Origin of the sequence: Dactylosporangium sp. NPDC049742, from assembly GCF_040674675.1 — a bacterium.
Taxonomy (GTDB): domain Bacteria; phylum Actinomycetota; class Actinomycetes; order Mycobacteriales; family Micromonosporaceae; genus Dactylosporangium; species Dactylosporangium maewongense.
In genome coordinates, this window is sequence record NZ_JBFANF010000077.1 from 1 (window position 1) to 15,479 (window position 15,479).

4 protein-coding genes and 1 pseudogene are annotated in these 15,479 nt (G+C 77.8%); 4 read left to right on the top strand and 1 reads right to left on the bottom strand.

The features are described 5' to 3' along the window. Positions 1 to 1,332, bottom strand: a pseudogene (locus tag AB0J72_RS50905) (hypothetical protein); the annotation flags it as partial. A gap of 102 nt (positions 1,333 to 1,434) precedes the next feature. Between AB0J72_RS50905 and AB0J72_RS50910 the strand changes: the two are divergent. From AB0J72_RS50910 to AB0J72_RS50925, 4 genes are all read left to right on the top strand, one after another. Next, a complete protein-coding gene (locus tag AB0J72_RS50910; RefSeq protein WP_363413791.1) occupies positions 1,435 to 2,781 on the top strand; it encodes a hypothetical protein in 1,347 nt (448 codons plus the stop codon). Beyond that, the gene (locus AB0J72_RS50915; protein WP_363413794.1) at positions 2,778 to 5,042 is read left to right on the top strand and encodes a CHAT domain-containing protein; all 2,265 of its coding nucleotides are present in this window, start codon (positions 2,778 to 2,780) and stop codon (positions 5,040 to 5,042) included. Before AB0J72_RS50910 ends, AB0J72_RS50915 begins: the two co-directional genes overlap by 4 nt. Before the next feature lie 353 nt (positions 5,043 to 5,395). Further along, the gene (locus tag AB0J72_RS50920) at positions 5,396 to 14,443 is read left to right on the top strand and encodes a hypothetical protein (RefSeq protein WP_363413797.1); all 9,048 of its coding nucleotides are present in this window, start codon (positions 5,396 to 5,398) and stop codon (positions 14,441 to 14,443) included. Beyond that, the gene (locus AB0J72_RS50925; RefSeq protein ID WP_363413800.1) at positions 14,443 to 15,459 is read left to right on the top strand and encodes a hypothetical protein; all 1,017 of its coding nucleotides are present in this window, start codon (positions 14,443 to 14,445) and stop codon (positions 15,457 to 15,459) included. The genes AB0J72_RS50920 and AB0J72_RS50925 overlap by 1 nt, the downstream gene beginning before the upstream one ends. Positions 15,460 to 15,479: the final 20 nt, after the last annotated feature.

Consider the following 15,479-nt stretch of genomic DNA (forward strand, 5'->3'; position numbering starts at 1 on the left):
GCCGCCGGGCGCCCACAGCGCGGCGAGCCGGCGGGCCGCCCGGCAGAGGCCCCGGCCCTGCTCGTCGAAGAAGTGCTCCTCGGCGGCGCGCAGGCACAGCACCGCCGCCTCGATCCGCCCGCGGGCCAGCAGGTGCCGGCCCTTCGCCAGCATGAGCCACGGGTCCTCGGCGACCAGCCACTCCGGCAGCAGGTCCTGCCACGGCTCGGTGCCGTCGCCGGGGTCGTCGGCGGCTTGCCCGCCGAGCCGGCCCAGCAGCGCCCGGACCTGGTCCCAGTCCTCGGCGCGGGCGGCGGCGCGCACCGCCTCCACGAGCGCGCCCTCCTCGGCGAGGAGTGTCGCGGCCCGGGCGTGCAGCGCCCGCGCACCCGCCTCGCCGAAGCGTTCGGCGAGGGTCACCGCCAGGTGGGCGCGGAGCACCTCGTGGTAGCGGTAGCTGCGCCCGCCGTCGGTGCTGGCGGTGAAGGCCTGCCGCCGCTCCAGCTCGGCGAGGTGCTCCCGGCTGCCGCCCTGCTCGTCGAGCAGCCGTTCGCACCGCTGCGGGGTGAGCACGTCGAAGACGCTGGTGCGCAGCAGGAACTCCCGCAGCGGCACCGGCAGCTCGGCCAGGACCGTGTGCGCCAGGTACGCCCGGGTCAGCGCCTGCCGGCCGTCCAGCGCGGCGACCGCGCGGCGGCGCTCGACCAGCGGCCGGTTGTGCGTCGACAGGTGGAACATGTGCAGCCCGGCGGCCCAGCCACCGAGGCGGCGGGCGAGGGCGGCGACGTCGTCGGGTGGGAGCGGCTCCCGGTACACCTCCCGCAGCAGCCGCTCCGCCTCCCACGAGCGGAACCGGAGCTGCTCGCCGTCGACGATGCTCACGTCGGCCAGCTCGTAGCGGGCCAGGTTCAGCCCCGGCATGCGCCGCCCGGCGGCCAGGACGTGCAGCCAGGCCGGCGCGCGTACCAGCAGCGTCTCCAGCGCCTGTTCGGCGTCGGGTGCGGCGAGCCGGTGCAGGTCGTCGACGATCACCAGCGTCGGCGGCCGGTCCTCGCCGCCGAGCGCGGCCGCGAGGGCCTGCGGCTCGTCCGGCAGGTGCGCCGCACCGGGGATCGCGGCGCGCATCCGGCGGGCGACGGCCGCGGCGCCCGCGTCGGCCGGGTCGACCCGCCACCAGCCGACCGGTCCGTCCCAGCGGGTGGCGTACTGGGCGAGCAGGGTCGTCTTGCCCGCACCGGCCGGCGCGACCACGAGGGCGAGCGGCCGGGTCCGCAACGCCGCGAGCTCGTCGAGCAGCCGCCCCCGGACCAGGCCCAGCCGCTCGGCGCTGTGCAGGCCGTCCATCACCGCCACCGGTCTCCGTCCGTCGGAACGCCGATACCAACCGTGTCCGCCGTGAGCTATACAAGCGGTACGCGGCCAGATGCGGAAGGTGTCAGACGGAAAGGTGTCCCCTTGGACGCGGTACACATCCGAGTGACGGAGACCGCGGAGGGTATCGACCGGCTCCGCCGCGAGATCGCCGCGTGGACCGACCGGCGCCGCACCCGCGACCCGCGCCGGCAGTTCCACACGGCATTGGCCAGCATCGACGACACCCTCGGCGGCGCCGCCGAGCGGGTGGCCGCCGCGTTCCCGGCCGCGGCGACCGGCACGCCCGGCGAGATCTTCGACGCGTGCCGGAGGTTCGAGGGTCGCGCCGCGCTCGTGCGCCGGCTGTGGAGCTGGTACGCGACCAAGTTCGACCAGCGCGACGACCCCGCCCACCGCCGCGCGCTCGCCGCCGCCGACGAGGTCGCCTGGAGCGTCCACGCCGGGCTCGTCCGCGGCGCGCTCGCGCACGGGCTGCCCGTGCCGCCGTCGCCGGCGCCGCTGCCGTTCCTCGACCCGGTGCAGGCACCCGAGGCGACGCCCCGCGACGCGCCGCCGGCCGCGCTGCGCCCCGACAGCGCCGACGACCTCCTCGCGGTGCTCCTCGCCAGGCTTCCGGTGCCGACCGTGGCGCTGCCCGCGGGTGCCGCCTGGGCGCCGTGGACCCTGGTGCTGCTCGGTCACGAGGTCGGGCACCACCTGGAGCACGACCTGCTGCCCGGCGGGGCGCTGCGCGAGCGGGTCCGCACGGCCGTCGGCGCGGCCGGCGGCGACGACGCGGCGTCGTGGGGCGGCTGGAGTCACGAGCTCTTCGCCGACCTGGCCGGGCTCGTCACGATGGGCGCGGCGTCGGCGGCGGCGCTGCTGCCGTTCGAGCTCGGTGGCGGCCCGTCGATGCTGGACCGTGGCCGCGGACCGTACCCGGCGCCGCTGGTCCGCCTCACCGTCCTGTCCACGCTCGCGGACCGCCTCGGCCTGCCGCCCGTCGGCGCCCCGCTGGGCGACCCGCCCGCCACCGACCGGCGCGCCGCCGCGATCCGCCGCGACCTGGGCCGCGTGACCGGTGTCGTCGACGCGCTGCTCGGTCCGCTGTGCGGGCCGGTCGGCCTCGCGGACCTGGCCGGCTTCGACCCGGCCGAGCACCACCCGGGCGGCGCCGTCGACCTGCGCGCGGGGCTGCTGCTGCGCGGCGACGGCGCGGCGGGGGAGTCCGGTCCGCGGGCCGTGCTCGGGTACGCCGCCGCCGGCCACGTCGCCCGTTCGCGGCTCACCGACCCTGCCGCTGTACGCCGCCTCGCCGACACGACCGTCGACGTGATCACCGCCTGCGCCGAGCCCGGCCTGCGCGACGCGGGCCCGGCTGCCGCCCCGGCCGACTCTGCCGCGCTCGCCGCCGAGCTGGCGGCGCTGCTGCTGCGGGACGAGCCGTGACCGCGCTGCGGATCCTCGTCGACGTGGCCCGCGACCCGGCCGGCGACGGCTGGACCGTGCGCCTGACGAGCCCCGGGCAGCCCGGCTGGTCATGGCCGGCGCCGGCCGCGCTGCCGCGGCGGATGCGGGCGGGCACCCACGCGGGCCGCCGGGTCCCGCTGCCGGACCCTGACTGGTGCACGGGCGGGCCCGACCACTCGTTGTGCTGCGCCGCGACGGCCGAGTCGGTCGCCCGGGCGGTGGCCGCCATGGCCGTCCGCGTCGGCGCCACGACCGGCGCCGCCCTCGGGCGTTTGCTGCACGCCGCGCTCCTCGGGCCGGCCGCCACCGGCGGTGGCGGGGCATGGGCGGCGATCGGGGACCTCGTCGCGCTGCACCCGGGCGCGCCGCTGGAGCTGGCGCTGCGGTGGCCGGTGGGGGACGCCGACCTCAGCGGGCTGCCGTGGGAGCTGCTGCACGACGGGCGGCGGTTCCTCGCCACGTCCGCCGGTGGGGCGCCCGTAGCCGTCACCCGGGTCCTGGCCGGCACGCGGGGCACGGCCGAGCCGCTGCGTGTGCCGCCGCGGGTGCTGTTCGTCGTGGGGACCGCCGCGACCGACCTGCGGGTCCGGCCCGGGGCCGAGATCGCCGGGCTGCTGCGCGCCGTCCGGCAGGCGGGCGCCCGCATCCACTACCGGATGCTGCACGACGCCAGCCCCGACCGGCTCGAGGCGGCGATGGAGACGTTCCGGCCCGACGTCGTGCACATCATCGCCCACGGCGGGACCGGGCCGCACGGGCCGTACATCGTGCTGTGCGCGGACGACCCGAGGGTCAAGGAGGAGCAGCGGTACGCCGCGCAGCTCGCCGAGCAGCTCACCGTCGGCGGCCGGAAACCGCCGGTGGTCGTGCTCAGCGCGTGCGAGACCGGGGCGCTGCACGTGCCGGGGCCGGGGATGGCGACGCCGTTCGCGGTCGACCTCGTCGCCGGCGGCGTGCCGGTCGTCGCCGCGATGGCGGGGATGGTCAGCGACCGGGCGTGCCGGCTCTTCACCCGCCGCTTCGGCCAGGCGCTCGCCGCCGGCACCTCGATCGTCGCCGCGACCGCCGAGGCCCGGCGGCTCACGTTCGCCGCGGACGCCGCCGGCGGGCTGGACTGGGCGCTGCCCGCGGTGTTCCTCGCCGACGAGGACGAGCCGCTGCCGATCCGCGCCGGCGACGGCGGTGCCGGCCTCGCGGCCGGCTGGATCAGCGCGTACGGCCTCGAGGAGGACCCCGTCTTCTGCGGCCGGGAGAACGTCCTGTCCGCGTTCCTGCCGCTGCTCGCCGGGCCGGGCGGCCGCCGCACCGGCTGGGAGTCCGGGCGCGACGAGCCGCGCCGCGGCGCCCTCGCGATCTGCGCCGAGCCGTCCGCCGGCGTCGGCAAGACCCGCACCCTGCGCGAGATCGCCCGGCAGGCGCTGCTCGACGGGCACCTGCCGGTCCTCGTCGGCACCGGCGGCGGCGACCTCGTCGCGCCCCGCAGCCACGCCACCCTGTGCTCCGCGGTGTCCAACGGCATCGAGCAGGTCCGGCTGCACCTGGGGCTCACCATCGACGAGCTGACCGAGTCCGCCGGCCTCGCCGACGTGCTCGCCGGCACCGCCGACGCCGACCCGGCGCTGCTCAACCCGACCGTGCGCCGCCTCGTCGGCCGCATGCCGCTGGCCGCCATGCGCATGGCGCTGCAACTGGACCTGGCCGCGCTGCTCGCCGACGCCCGGCAGCGCTGGCCGCACCTGCGCGACGGCCGGGCCGTGCTGCTGCTCGACAACCTCGACCAGACCGCGCAGGACGTGCTCGACGCGCTGCTCGGCGGCGGCATGCTCGGCGAACACGGCCTCGGCGACGAGCAGGAACCCCTCCCCGTCGTCCTCATGATCAGCGCACCGCGGATCGTCGACGACATCCGGCAGGGCCGCCAGCGGGGCCGCTGGCTCGCCCACGTCGACCTCGCCCCGCTCAGCGACGCCGGCGACGAGGACCTGTTCGCCTACGAACAGGTCATGCTCCACCCGTTCCTGGGCCAGAAGGCGCCCGGCTTCACCGACCGGCCCTGGGCCGTGGACCGCACCCTCACCCCGGAGGAGGCCGCGCCGATCGTCGTCACCTGGCGCCGGTACATGAAGGGCCTTCCGTACAACTTCGTCGAGGGCGTCGTGTTCCCGCTCGCCATCGAGATGTCGTTCCACGCGAAGTACGTGCTGTCCGCCGACGACGACGTCACCGCGGCGGGCCTGTGAACCCGGACCCGCCCGACACCTCCGCGGCCGCCCGCGACGACGCCGCCCGCGAGGCCGCTGTCCGCGACGCTCTCGCCCGCGAGGCCGCCGCCCGCGACGCCTACGACCGTATCTCCTCCGACTTCTCCGCCGCCGTCAGTGACGCCATTGCCCGTGGCACCGCTGCCGGCATCTCGGCCGCCCGCGATGCCTCCACTCCAGCTGCCGCTGCCGGCGGAGTAGGGGCTCATGACGCGGGCGCCCGTGGTACGGGCGGTGATGCCGCTGACAGTCGTGGTGCGGTCGGCGGTGCTGTGAGCGCCCGTAGTGCGGGCGGCGGTGACGCGGGCGGTCGCGGTACGGGCGGCGGTGCTGTGAGCGCCCGTAGTGCGGGCGGTGGTGACGCGGGCGGTCGCGGTACGGGCGGACTGGACGCGAGGGCGCTCGACGCGGGGCTCGCCGCGCGGATCGAGGCCGACCGCCGGGAGCGGATCGCGCGGATCGGTGCGGAGGCGGTCGCCTGGCTCGCGCTCGCCCCCGAGTGGACCCGCCGGGTCGCTGCGGCCGCCGGGTTCCCCGGGCTCGACGCGGTGCTGACGGAGGCGGTCGACGCCGGCTGGTGCGTCGCCGAGCGGCACCGCCTCGACCGCCGCGGCGCCCTGGTCAGGGCCCGGCTGCTCGCCACCACCATCCGCGAGCTGCCGGCGGCGACGACGCCGTGGCTGCGGCAGCAGCTGTGCGCCGAGGTGCTCGCGGCCGTGCCGCAGATCGGCTCCGACGCCACCAAGGCCACCCTCCTCGCCCAGATCGCCCGCGGGCTGCCCGGCGAGCTGACCGCCGACGCCCGTGCCGTGGCCGCCGCGGTCGCGGACCCGGCCCAGCGCGCGTACGCCCTCGCCGTCACCGGCGCCGACCCGTCCACAGTGGACCCACTTGGTGAGGAGGACCGGCTGCGCGTCGCGGCCGTCCTCGGCGACGCCGCAGGCGTGGCGGCGGCCGCGGTGGAGTGCGCGGCGCCGTACGCGGAACTGGTCCAGCTGCTCGGCGACGTCCCGCCCGCCGTCCTCGCGCCGGCCGTGGCCACCCTGGAGGCGGGCCCGCCGTCCACTGAGGACGATCCTGCCGACCGGGCCGCGGTGCTCGCCGCCACGGGAGGACTGCTGCCGGCGTCCTCCGCCGAGCAGGCGCAGGCCCGGGTCGAGGCGTCGCTGACCGGCGTCCACCCGTCGATCGGCGCCCTGATCCTCGTCGACCTGGCCGCCCTCGCCGCCGCCCGCGGCCGCCCCGACGACGCGCTCGGGTTCGCCGACCGGATCCTCGACGAGGGCCTGCGACTGGAGGCGTACGCCGCCGCCGTCCGCGCCCACCCGCCCCTCCATGCCGCGGTCGCCGGCATCGCCGAGCCGGTCGCCCGCGCCGCCGCCGAAACCGCCGAACCGGGCCAGGAAGGCTGCGTCGCGCTCGTCGAGACCCTCGCCGCCGCCGGTGCGGGCGCCGCCGCCGAGAGCCTGGCCAACCTGCTGGCCGACCGGCGCGGCCACCCCGACGCGATCGCCGGGCTCGCCCGCGCCGCCGTCGCGCTGCGCACCGCCGGCCGGGCACGGGCCGCCGACCGGATCGTGCGGGCCATCGGATCCGCCGCACTGCCGGACGACCGTACCGTGCGGGCGACCGCCAAGCTGCGATCCCTGCCGGCCCTCGCGCCGCAGGACGCCGCCCGGGTCGCCGAGGAGGCGCGGATCGCGGCGGAGGAGGCCGAGGAGCCCGACGCCGCGGTGCTCGCCCGCCTGCTGCCCTACGTGGCCGACGCCGGTGCGCCCGCGCTGCTGCGCCGGGTGCTGGAGCTCACCGCGCCCGCCGGGAGCGACGCCGGGTTCTGGATGCCCGACGCGGCCCGCCCCGACGTGCTCGCCGCCCTCGCCGCACAGCACGGCACGGCGTGGCTGCGGGCGGTGTCCGTCACGGCCGCGGGCAGGGTGCGGTCGCCTGAGGTGCAGGCGCTGGCCGTACCGGCGACGCTGCGGCAATGGGCGAACCTCGCCGGGACCGCGCAGGACCCCTCCGGCGCGGCGACCGCCCGGCGCCTGGAAAGCGCGTGCGGGCCGCTGCTGGAGTCCGGCGCCGTCGGCGAGGCCCTCGGCTGGGTCGAGACCGCGCGGCTGCTGCTGCCGGTCATCGGCGGCGAGCTGGAGACGAGCGTGCTGCTCGTGTCGCGGCGGGCGGAGCTGGCCCAGCGGCGCGAGCAGGACCGCCGGCACCTGGAGCGGTTCCTGGTGCGCCGCGGGCCGGTCGAGGAGTTCGACCAGCTGCTCGCCGAGCCCGACGAGGGCGGCCGGTGGGCGCTGCACTACCTCGGCCAGGGCGGGATCGGCAAGACGACGCTGCTGCGGTACCTCACCGCCCGCCTCGCCCCGGAGCGCGGGATCATCACCAGCCGCGTCGACTTCGACCACCTCGACCCCGACTACCCGCTGCGCCGCCCCGGCCAGCTGCTGCTGGAGCTGCTGCAGGAGCTCGGCGCGCACGCCACCGCCGGCGGCGCCGACACGCTCTTCCGCCGCGTCGACCGGCAGCTGCGCGACCTGCGCCACTGGGCGCCCGACGACACCGCCCTCGACGCCCTCGCCGCGCTCGACTCACCCGCGATGCTCGCCGCGATCGACGGCTTCTGCGAGTTCCTCCGCCTGCTGCCGCGCCGCGTCGTGCTCGTCCTGGACACCTGCGAGGAGGTCGCGAAGTTCCGCCCCGAGGCGGGCCGGATGCCGCAGCTCGTCGCGATGTTCACGCTCCTGGAGCGGATCCATGCGGCGGTACCGTCCGTGCGCGTCGTTCTGGCCGGCCGCCGGCCACTGGTCCGCGCCTCGGCCGGCGGCGTCGCGCCGCTGCCGTCGGGGCAGCCGTATCTGCGGGTCGCGGAGGTGCGTGGGTTCAGCCGGTCGGAGGCTTCGCGGTACGTCACCGACCGGGTCGGCCTCACCCTTGCCGCCGCGGACCTCGACCGGCTGCTCGCCCTGTGCCCGGAGCCGGTCCCGCGGGCCAGCGAGGTCCGGTACAGCCCGTTCGACCTCGCCCAGCACGCCGCCGCCGTCCGTGAGGACCCCGGGTACCTGCACGCCACGGCGCTGCTGGGGGCCGACCCGTACGTCGAGCACCGCATCGTCCGGCGCCTCCGCGAACCCGCCCGCGGGCTGCTCGCCGCCGTCGTCGCCCTGCGCCGCTTCGACCGCGAGATGCTCGAGGCCGCCGTCACCACCGCGCCGCACCGCGACCGGCTGGCCGAGGCATGGTTCGAGCTGGCCGCCACGGAATGGCTGGAATACCGCGTCCACCCGCCGCTCGACACGCCCTTCCTGGAGGTGCACGGCAGCCTGCTGGACCGGCTCGAGCGGTACTTCGAGCGGTACCCGCAGCACCACGAGCGGCTCGAGGCGCAGCGCGCGCTCGGGCTGCGCCTGCCCGGCCTCGTCGACAGCCGCCCCCTCGACCGGCTGCGCGTCGAGCACGTCGACGCCGCCCTCAGGTGCGCACCCCCGGACCGCGCGGCGACGCTGTGCGACTCGCTGGCCCGCAGGGTGGTGTCGGAGCAGGCGTGGGGCTGGGCGGAGACGGTGTTCGCGCGGATCCTCAGCACCGACGGCGCGCTGGCCGGCGCCGCGCATCCGGCGACGGCGGGCGCCCGGGCGCTGTACGCCGCGGCGGCCGGAAAGATCTCCGCTGCCACCCCGCTCGTGCCGATCTGGACGGAGGTCGCCGACGCCGTCGCCACCGACCCGGGGGCGGGCTGGCTGCGTCTGCGGGCCGAGCACGCCGCCATCGGGCGCGGTGCGGACCGCCGTCCCGCGCTGCACGCCCTCCTGGCGGCCGCGTCGGTGGCGGTGCCGGCCGGCACGCCCCACATCGACCCCGTCCCGCCACTGCCGGGGGCCGCTCCCGCCGCCTCGGGTGGTGGCCTCGGCGGCGGCCTGGGCCTGGCGTACCACGGCGGCGGCTTGGTGGCCGGCGCCGGCGGTGTCCTCGGCCGGGGGGCCAGTGGGCGATCTCTGAGTGGCACAGAATTCGGCACCGGGCTTGGGTCTGTCGGCGTTGGCACGGCCGGTAGTGGGGCGGCGGGTGGTGGCGTGGCGGGTGGTAGTGGTGGCGTCGCTGGGGGTGTTGGCGGGTCGGGTCGGGGTGGTGTCGGCGGTACGATCGGTGGCGTCGGCTGGGTCGGCACCGGCGGTGTGGGGGGCACCGGGGGAGCGGGCTCGCAGCCCACGCCGTCGCTGGTCGTGTCGGAGATGCCCGGCATCGGGACGGCCGTGGGCGCGACGCTGGGCATCCCGCCGGGGACGGCCGCGGGCTCGGTCCTGGGCCGCTGGGCACCCGGCAACGCCCCGGAGCCGGGAACCTCGCAGGACGGCGGGTCCCGCACCTCGCCAGGCGGTGCGGCCGGTGTCAGGCAGGGCGCTGCGGTGGGCGCTCCGGAAGAGCGCGTGGCCGGCAGTGGATCTGTTGAGCCGTCCGGGCGCGACGCGCGGCAGGCTGTTGCGCCGGGTGGGGCGGTGGCGAGTGGGCCTGTTGAGCCGTCCGGGCGTGATGCGCGGCAGGCTGTTGCGCCGGGTGGGGCGGTGGCGAACGAGCCTGGTAGCAGGTCCCGTGGCCCGGTTGACGGGCGTCGGTCCGGAGATGGCACGCCTGGCGAGACGGGCGGGGCCGGTGCGGCATCCGGACAGCGTCTGACGAGGGAACCGGGCAGGCCCGGTGGTGGTGGCGGTGCTGGCGGTGCGGCGGTGCGGGCGATCGCCATCGCGGTGGGGGACGACGGGGCGGCGGTGGTGGCGGGGGATGCGGCCGGGACGTTGCGGGTGTGGGACTTCGGCAGTGTGCGGGCGGTGACGCCGCCGCGGCGGGCGCATGCGGGGGCGGTGCTGTCGGTGGCGGTGCTGCGGCTCGGCGGGCGGCCGGTGGCGGTGAGCGGTGGGGCGGACGGGTGTGTCCGCTGGTGGCCGGTCGAGCCCGGGCCGGCCGCGGACCTCCCGGTCCTGCGGGGCGCGGGTGCGGTGACCGGGCTCGCCACCGTCGATGATGCCGGTGGTCCGGTGGTGGCGGTGCTGCGGGACGGCAGGGTCAGGCTGTGGCCGGCCGGGGCGCCCGACCATCTCGCTCGTGAGGTGATCGTCCCGGGGCCGCCCGTCACCGCGCTCGCGGCCGTCGACTCACTTCAAGCGGCGGGTGCGCCTCAGGACACTGTGGACAGTGGTGGGGCGGTGCTGGTCGTGGGGGCCGGGTCGGGGGTGGTCCGGGTCGATCCGCGGACCGCGACGGCCGGGGCTGTGAGCGACGGTGCCGCCGCCGTGCATGCCGTCGCCGTCACGAGCGCCGGTGGGTCGGCGTCGCTCGCCGTCGTCGCGGCCGGGGACGGGGCTCGGGTGCACGACCTCGGCGCGGGCGGTGGCGTGCGGAGGCTGGCGGGTGCGGAGGTGCTCGTCCACGCGTGTGTGGTCGCGCCCGACGGCAGGTGGTTCGCGACCGGGGACGCCGACGGGGCGGTGCGGCTGTGGGACGCGGCGAGCGGGGAGCCGTTGCGGGTGCTGCGCAGCGGCGGGGCGGTGCTCGCGTGCGCGGTGGCGCCCGACGGCACGTGGGTCGCGGCCGCCGGCGGGGACGACGCCGCCAGGCTGTGGGACCCGGCGACGGGGCGTCCGCTGGCGGCGTTGGGTGGGCACGAGGGCGGGGTGTGGGGGTGCGCGGCCGGGCCCGACGGGACGTGGGTCGTGACCGCCGACGGCGCCGGGGTCCTGCGCCGGTACGCGACCGCCGGTGGCCCGCCCGTCTGGGAGTTTCCGCAGGGCGGTGGCGGGCTGCGGGGGTGCGCGGTCACCCCGGACGGGAGAGGGGTCGTGGTGGGTACGGCCGGCGGGGCCGTACACCTGCATGATGCGCAAACCGGGGCGCTGCGACGCACGCTCGAGGGCCACGCGGGCGGGGCGTGGGCGTGCGCGGTCGCACCCGACGGCAGGTGGCTGGCGACGGCCGGCGCCGACGGGGCGGTGCGGCTGTGGGACGCGGAGACCGGCGCGCCGCTGCGCACCCTGACCGGTGCGGTCGGGCCGCTATGGGGCTGCGCGGTCGCGCCCGACGGCACGTGGGTGGCCGCCGCGGGCAACGACGGCGCCGTCCGGATCTGGTCCGCGACAGGCGTACCCGGGGCCGTCCTGACCGGTCACGCCGCCGGTGTGTGGGGGGTCGCGATCGCGCCCGACGGCACCTGGCTCGTCGCGGGCGGGCGGGACGTGCGCGCCTGGGACGCGGCGACCGGAAGGCGCCGGCTCGCGCTGTCGGGTGCTGTACCGGAGGCGGGCCCCGCCACCGCCGTCGCGGCCGGCACGCTCGACGGGCGGCCGATCGCGCTCACCGGCGCCACCGACGGCCGCATCCACGCCTGGGACCTGCGCGCCGGGGTGCCGCTCGGCGCGCCGATCGCCGGGCACGACGCCGCGGTGACCGCGATCGCCCTCGCCACCGTCCGGGGCAGGACGGTCGCGGCGACCGGCGCCGCCGACGGCACGGTCAGGCTCTGGGACCTCGCCGAAGGCTGGCGCCGGGCCCGGCTGCTGCTCGGCGACGCCCTCGCGGCCGTGTCCGCCCGGCTGGACCAGATCGAGCGGAGCCCGGACCGCGACGTGCGCGAGCTCGGCGTCGGCCGTGCGCAGGTCGACGAGCTGGCCGCGCTGGCCGAGGCGTGCGGGGCCGCCGCGTACGCCCGCATGCTCCGCGCCCGCCTCGCCTGGCTCTCCGGCGACGTCGACGAGGCGGACCGGCTCGCCGGGGAGGCCCTCGCCGCGCTGCCGGACGACCCGTCGGCGCCGCTGGACCCGTTCGTCGGCGCGGACTGGGACGCACCCGCAGTCACGGCCGACCGGGTCCGCCTCGAAATCGCCCGCCTCGCCGGCCGCCCCCTCCCGAAGCCTGACCGCCTCCTGGGGGAGCTGGACCGGTCGGTGACGGATCCGGACCAGCTGCCGGTGCATCCGGATCGCCCACGGCCGGAACCGCACCGTCCGCCGCGTGATCCGGACCGGCCGCTTGCGGTCTCGGACCAGCCGCTCGCGCATCCAGATGGGCCGCTGACGGACCCGGACCGCCCGCCGCATGACCCGGACCGACCGCTTGCGGCCTCGGACCAGCTGCCGGCGTATCCAGACCGGCCGCTGACGGAACCGCATGGGCTGCCGAGGGTTCCGGACCGGCCGTTGACCGACCAGGACCGCCCGCCTGGGGAGCTGGACCGGCCGGTGACGGACCCGGACCGTTCGTCGGGGGAGCCGGACCGGGTGCTTGCGGAGCCGGAGCGGATGCTCGCGCGGGCGGACCGGGTGTTTTTGCTCGACGCTGCGGGTCGGGCCGGCAATCCGGACGCCGACCGGCTTGCCTCGATCACGCTGCTGCACATGCTTGCGCACGCTGTTGTCGACCGGGGCACTGTGGTGGCGGTCGAGCAGGCGCTCGGCTCGACCGTGACGCCGGCCGCGACGGTCGCCGCGCACGAGGCGGTGCCGCCGCTGCGGGTCGCGCTCGCCCGGGCCTGGGGTGCCCTCGGCGCTGCGGTGGAGGCGCGTGCCGCGCTCGACCGGGCGCGGGTGGCGGACCGGCCGACCATGGACGTGTTCGACGACGCGCTGCTCGACCTGGCCGTGCTGCTCAACCGCGACTGGGGCCGGCACCTCCGGCAGACGTCGACGTCCCCGGCGGCGGTCCGGGCGCGGGCCGTGCTCGACCCGTCCGCGGTCAGACCCCCGGACCCGTACCCACGGGAGCGCGAGAGCCCTCCGCCGCACGAGTGGTGGTGGCGGCACCGCAACGAGCCCGACGCGGCGGCCCGGCGGGCGCTGCTGGACGCGGCCCTGTTCGGCGGCGGCGATCCCCCGGCGCTGGACTGGCTGGAGCCTGCCCTGGGCGCCCGCCGGATCGCGGAGATAGCCCTCGAGGAGGGTCGGCTCCTCGCCGTGTACCGCCCAGCGGCCGGCCAACGCCTGCTGCGATGGGCCGCCGGCCGGTTCGCCGCGCTCGGTGAGCAGCCGCAGCCGCCGTCGGGAGACCCGGCCCAGGTGCCCGTCGCCGACCCGCTGCCGGCGTCCCCGGCGGTGCCGGCGTGGGCCGAGCGGTGGGCGGTCCGCTCGCAGGACTGGCGGCCGCTCACGACCACCTGCGGGGTCCTCGCGCTCGGGTTCCTCGTCGCGTTCGGGTACGGGCAGGGATTGGCGCTGCTGCCGGTCGCGGTCGCGCTCGCCCTCGTGCCGGCGGCGAGCATCGGGTTGGACTGGTTGTGGGAAGGGCTGCCCCGGTGGTCCCGCACCTGGCGCCGGACGCCCCGGCGGGTGCTCGTCAGCCTCCGCGTCGGCCTCCCCGGGCCCTGGGTGAACAGCCAACCGCGCATGCTGGTCAGCGCCGAGTGGGACGACCCCGCGGCAAGCGCCCGGGTCGCCGTCCCGTTGCGGCAAGGGACGGACGCCGACGCTCCGCTCTGGCCGCGGCGCCGAGCGCGCCGGGCGGCGGCGGTCCTGGCCGCGGCGGATCGGGCCGGGCTGCCGGTGGCGCTGCACGTCCTCCCGTCCGACGACGGCGTGGCGTGGGAGGTGCCGCTGGCGCAGGGTGCCGAGGCCCTGCTGGATGCACGCAGGGTCTGGGCAGCTCAGGGCGCGATCGCGCCGGCGGACCCGGGCTGGACCGTGCTGGCGGGGCCGATCCGCCGGACGCTGCTGCGCGAGACGATGACGGCGCGGGACACGATCGGGACGCCGGGCGCCGTGACGACTGGGCTGCTGGCCGTCGCCGGGCTCGCCGTCCTCGTCGACGGGCAGCCCCGCATCACGGTCGAGGCGCTGACCGTGCACCCGGACGACCTGCCGATGGACCGGCTGCGGCTGATCCTCGTCGTCGCCGACGCCACCGAGCCCGGACCGGACAACGCCCTGCTGCGCAGGTGCTGCGGCGACCTGATGCGGGCCGGCGCGGCCGCCGTGGTGCTCGTGCCGGCGATGCCGCTCCAGCACCTCGGGCCGGTCCTCGCACCGTTCGCGGCGCTCACGGACCCCCCGGCGGTTGGCGAAGACCGCACGGACGGCCCGACGCCGGCACGCGACTTTCCGGCGGCTGCCAGCGAGTCCGCGGCCGGCGGCGGGCTGGCGGGAAGTGGTGACCTGGCGGGAAATGGTGCGGCGCGCGACGGGCTGCCGGCTGGCGACGGGCTGGCGGCTGGCGGCGGGCTGGCGGCTGGCGGTGCAGCGAGCGACGAGCTGGCGGTGGGTGGCGAGGCAGCAGCGGCGTTCACCGGAATCCCGGCGGCGGTGCGGGCGGCGCGGGACGAGTTGGCGCGGCGGACCGATCGGGCGTACGCGGCGGAGATGACGTTCTTCCAGGTGCAGACAGGGAGCGAGGCGTAATGGGGTTCTGGTCAACGGTGCGCACCACGGTGCGGCGGCCCGCGGAGCAGCTGGTGTTCGCGGCGTTGCCTGCCGAGGGTGCCACGCCGCTGGTGCCGCGGCAGGGGTACGTGCGGGTGTGGCTGTCGCAGATGTTCCTGCAGCACCGCTCGACGCTGCTCGCCGACTGGGTGCCGGCCGCGCACACCAGGGTCGGGATCACGGCCGGCGGGCGGACGACGCACGACTACGGGCGGGTGCTGCGGCCCGAGCCGGGGCAGCTCACCGACGGCGTGCGGCTCAACTTCGCGCTCACCGACCTCGTGCCGTACGAGGGCGGCGAGATCGAGGTGACCGCGGTGCTCTTCGGGCTGCAGTCCGGCAACCACCTGGACGTGGCCGTGGACGTGCTGTCGCTCGTGTCGCTGCTGCCCGTGCCCGCGCTGCCGGTCGCGGCGAAGGTGTCCGAGAGCGCGCGTGACCTGGTCGTGCGTTCGGACGGGCGGGTGCATCTGGATCTGCACCAGACGTTCAGCGCGGACGGTGGCGGCGGCGCCGTCGTCAGCCCCGGCCACCTCGCCGTCGTCCTCGCCGCGCAGCGCGACCTCGCCGACGCCGACCTGCGGGTCGTCGGCGACCGGCTGCACGTCGTCCGCGACGGGGCCGTGGTGCCGCTCGCCGGCCACGACTTCATGCTGCTGCGCCTCGAGTGCCGCACCGAACGGCCCGACCTGAGCATCCCCGACGCCGACCGTGCCTGGGCCGCGGCGGTCCACGCCTGGAGCGAGGGCGACGACACCGCCGCCGACGGGTACCAGCGCGCCGCCCGCGCCGCGGTCCTCCAGTCGCCGCTGCTGTGTGACGGCGACCGCCGCCGCGCCGTCACCGCGATCGCCGCGCAGTGGCAGCAGCTGCGCGACCAGGCACAGGGCCTGACCGCCGACGCCGTCCCGGAAGACCTGGACGCGCTCGTCCGCCGCTGGTCGCCGGCCGCCACCAGCGACCCCATCACCCCCGCCGAGGCGTTCGCCATGTGACACCCGGACGCAGTGCGGGC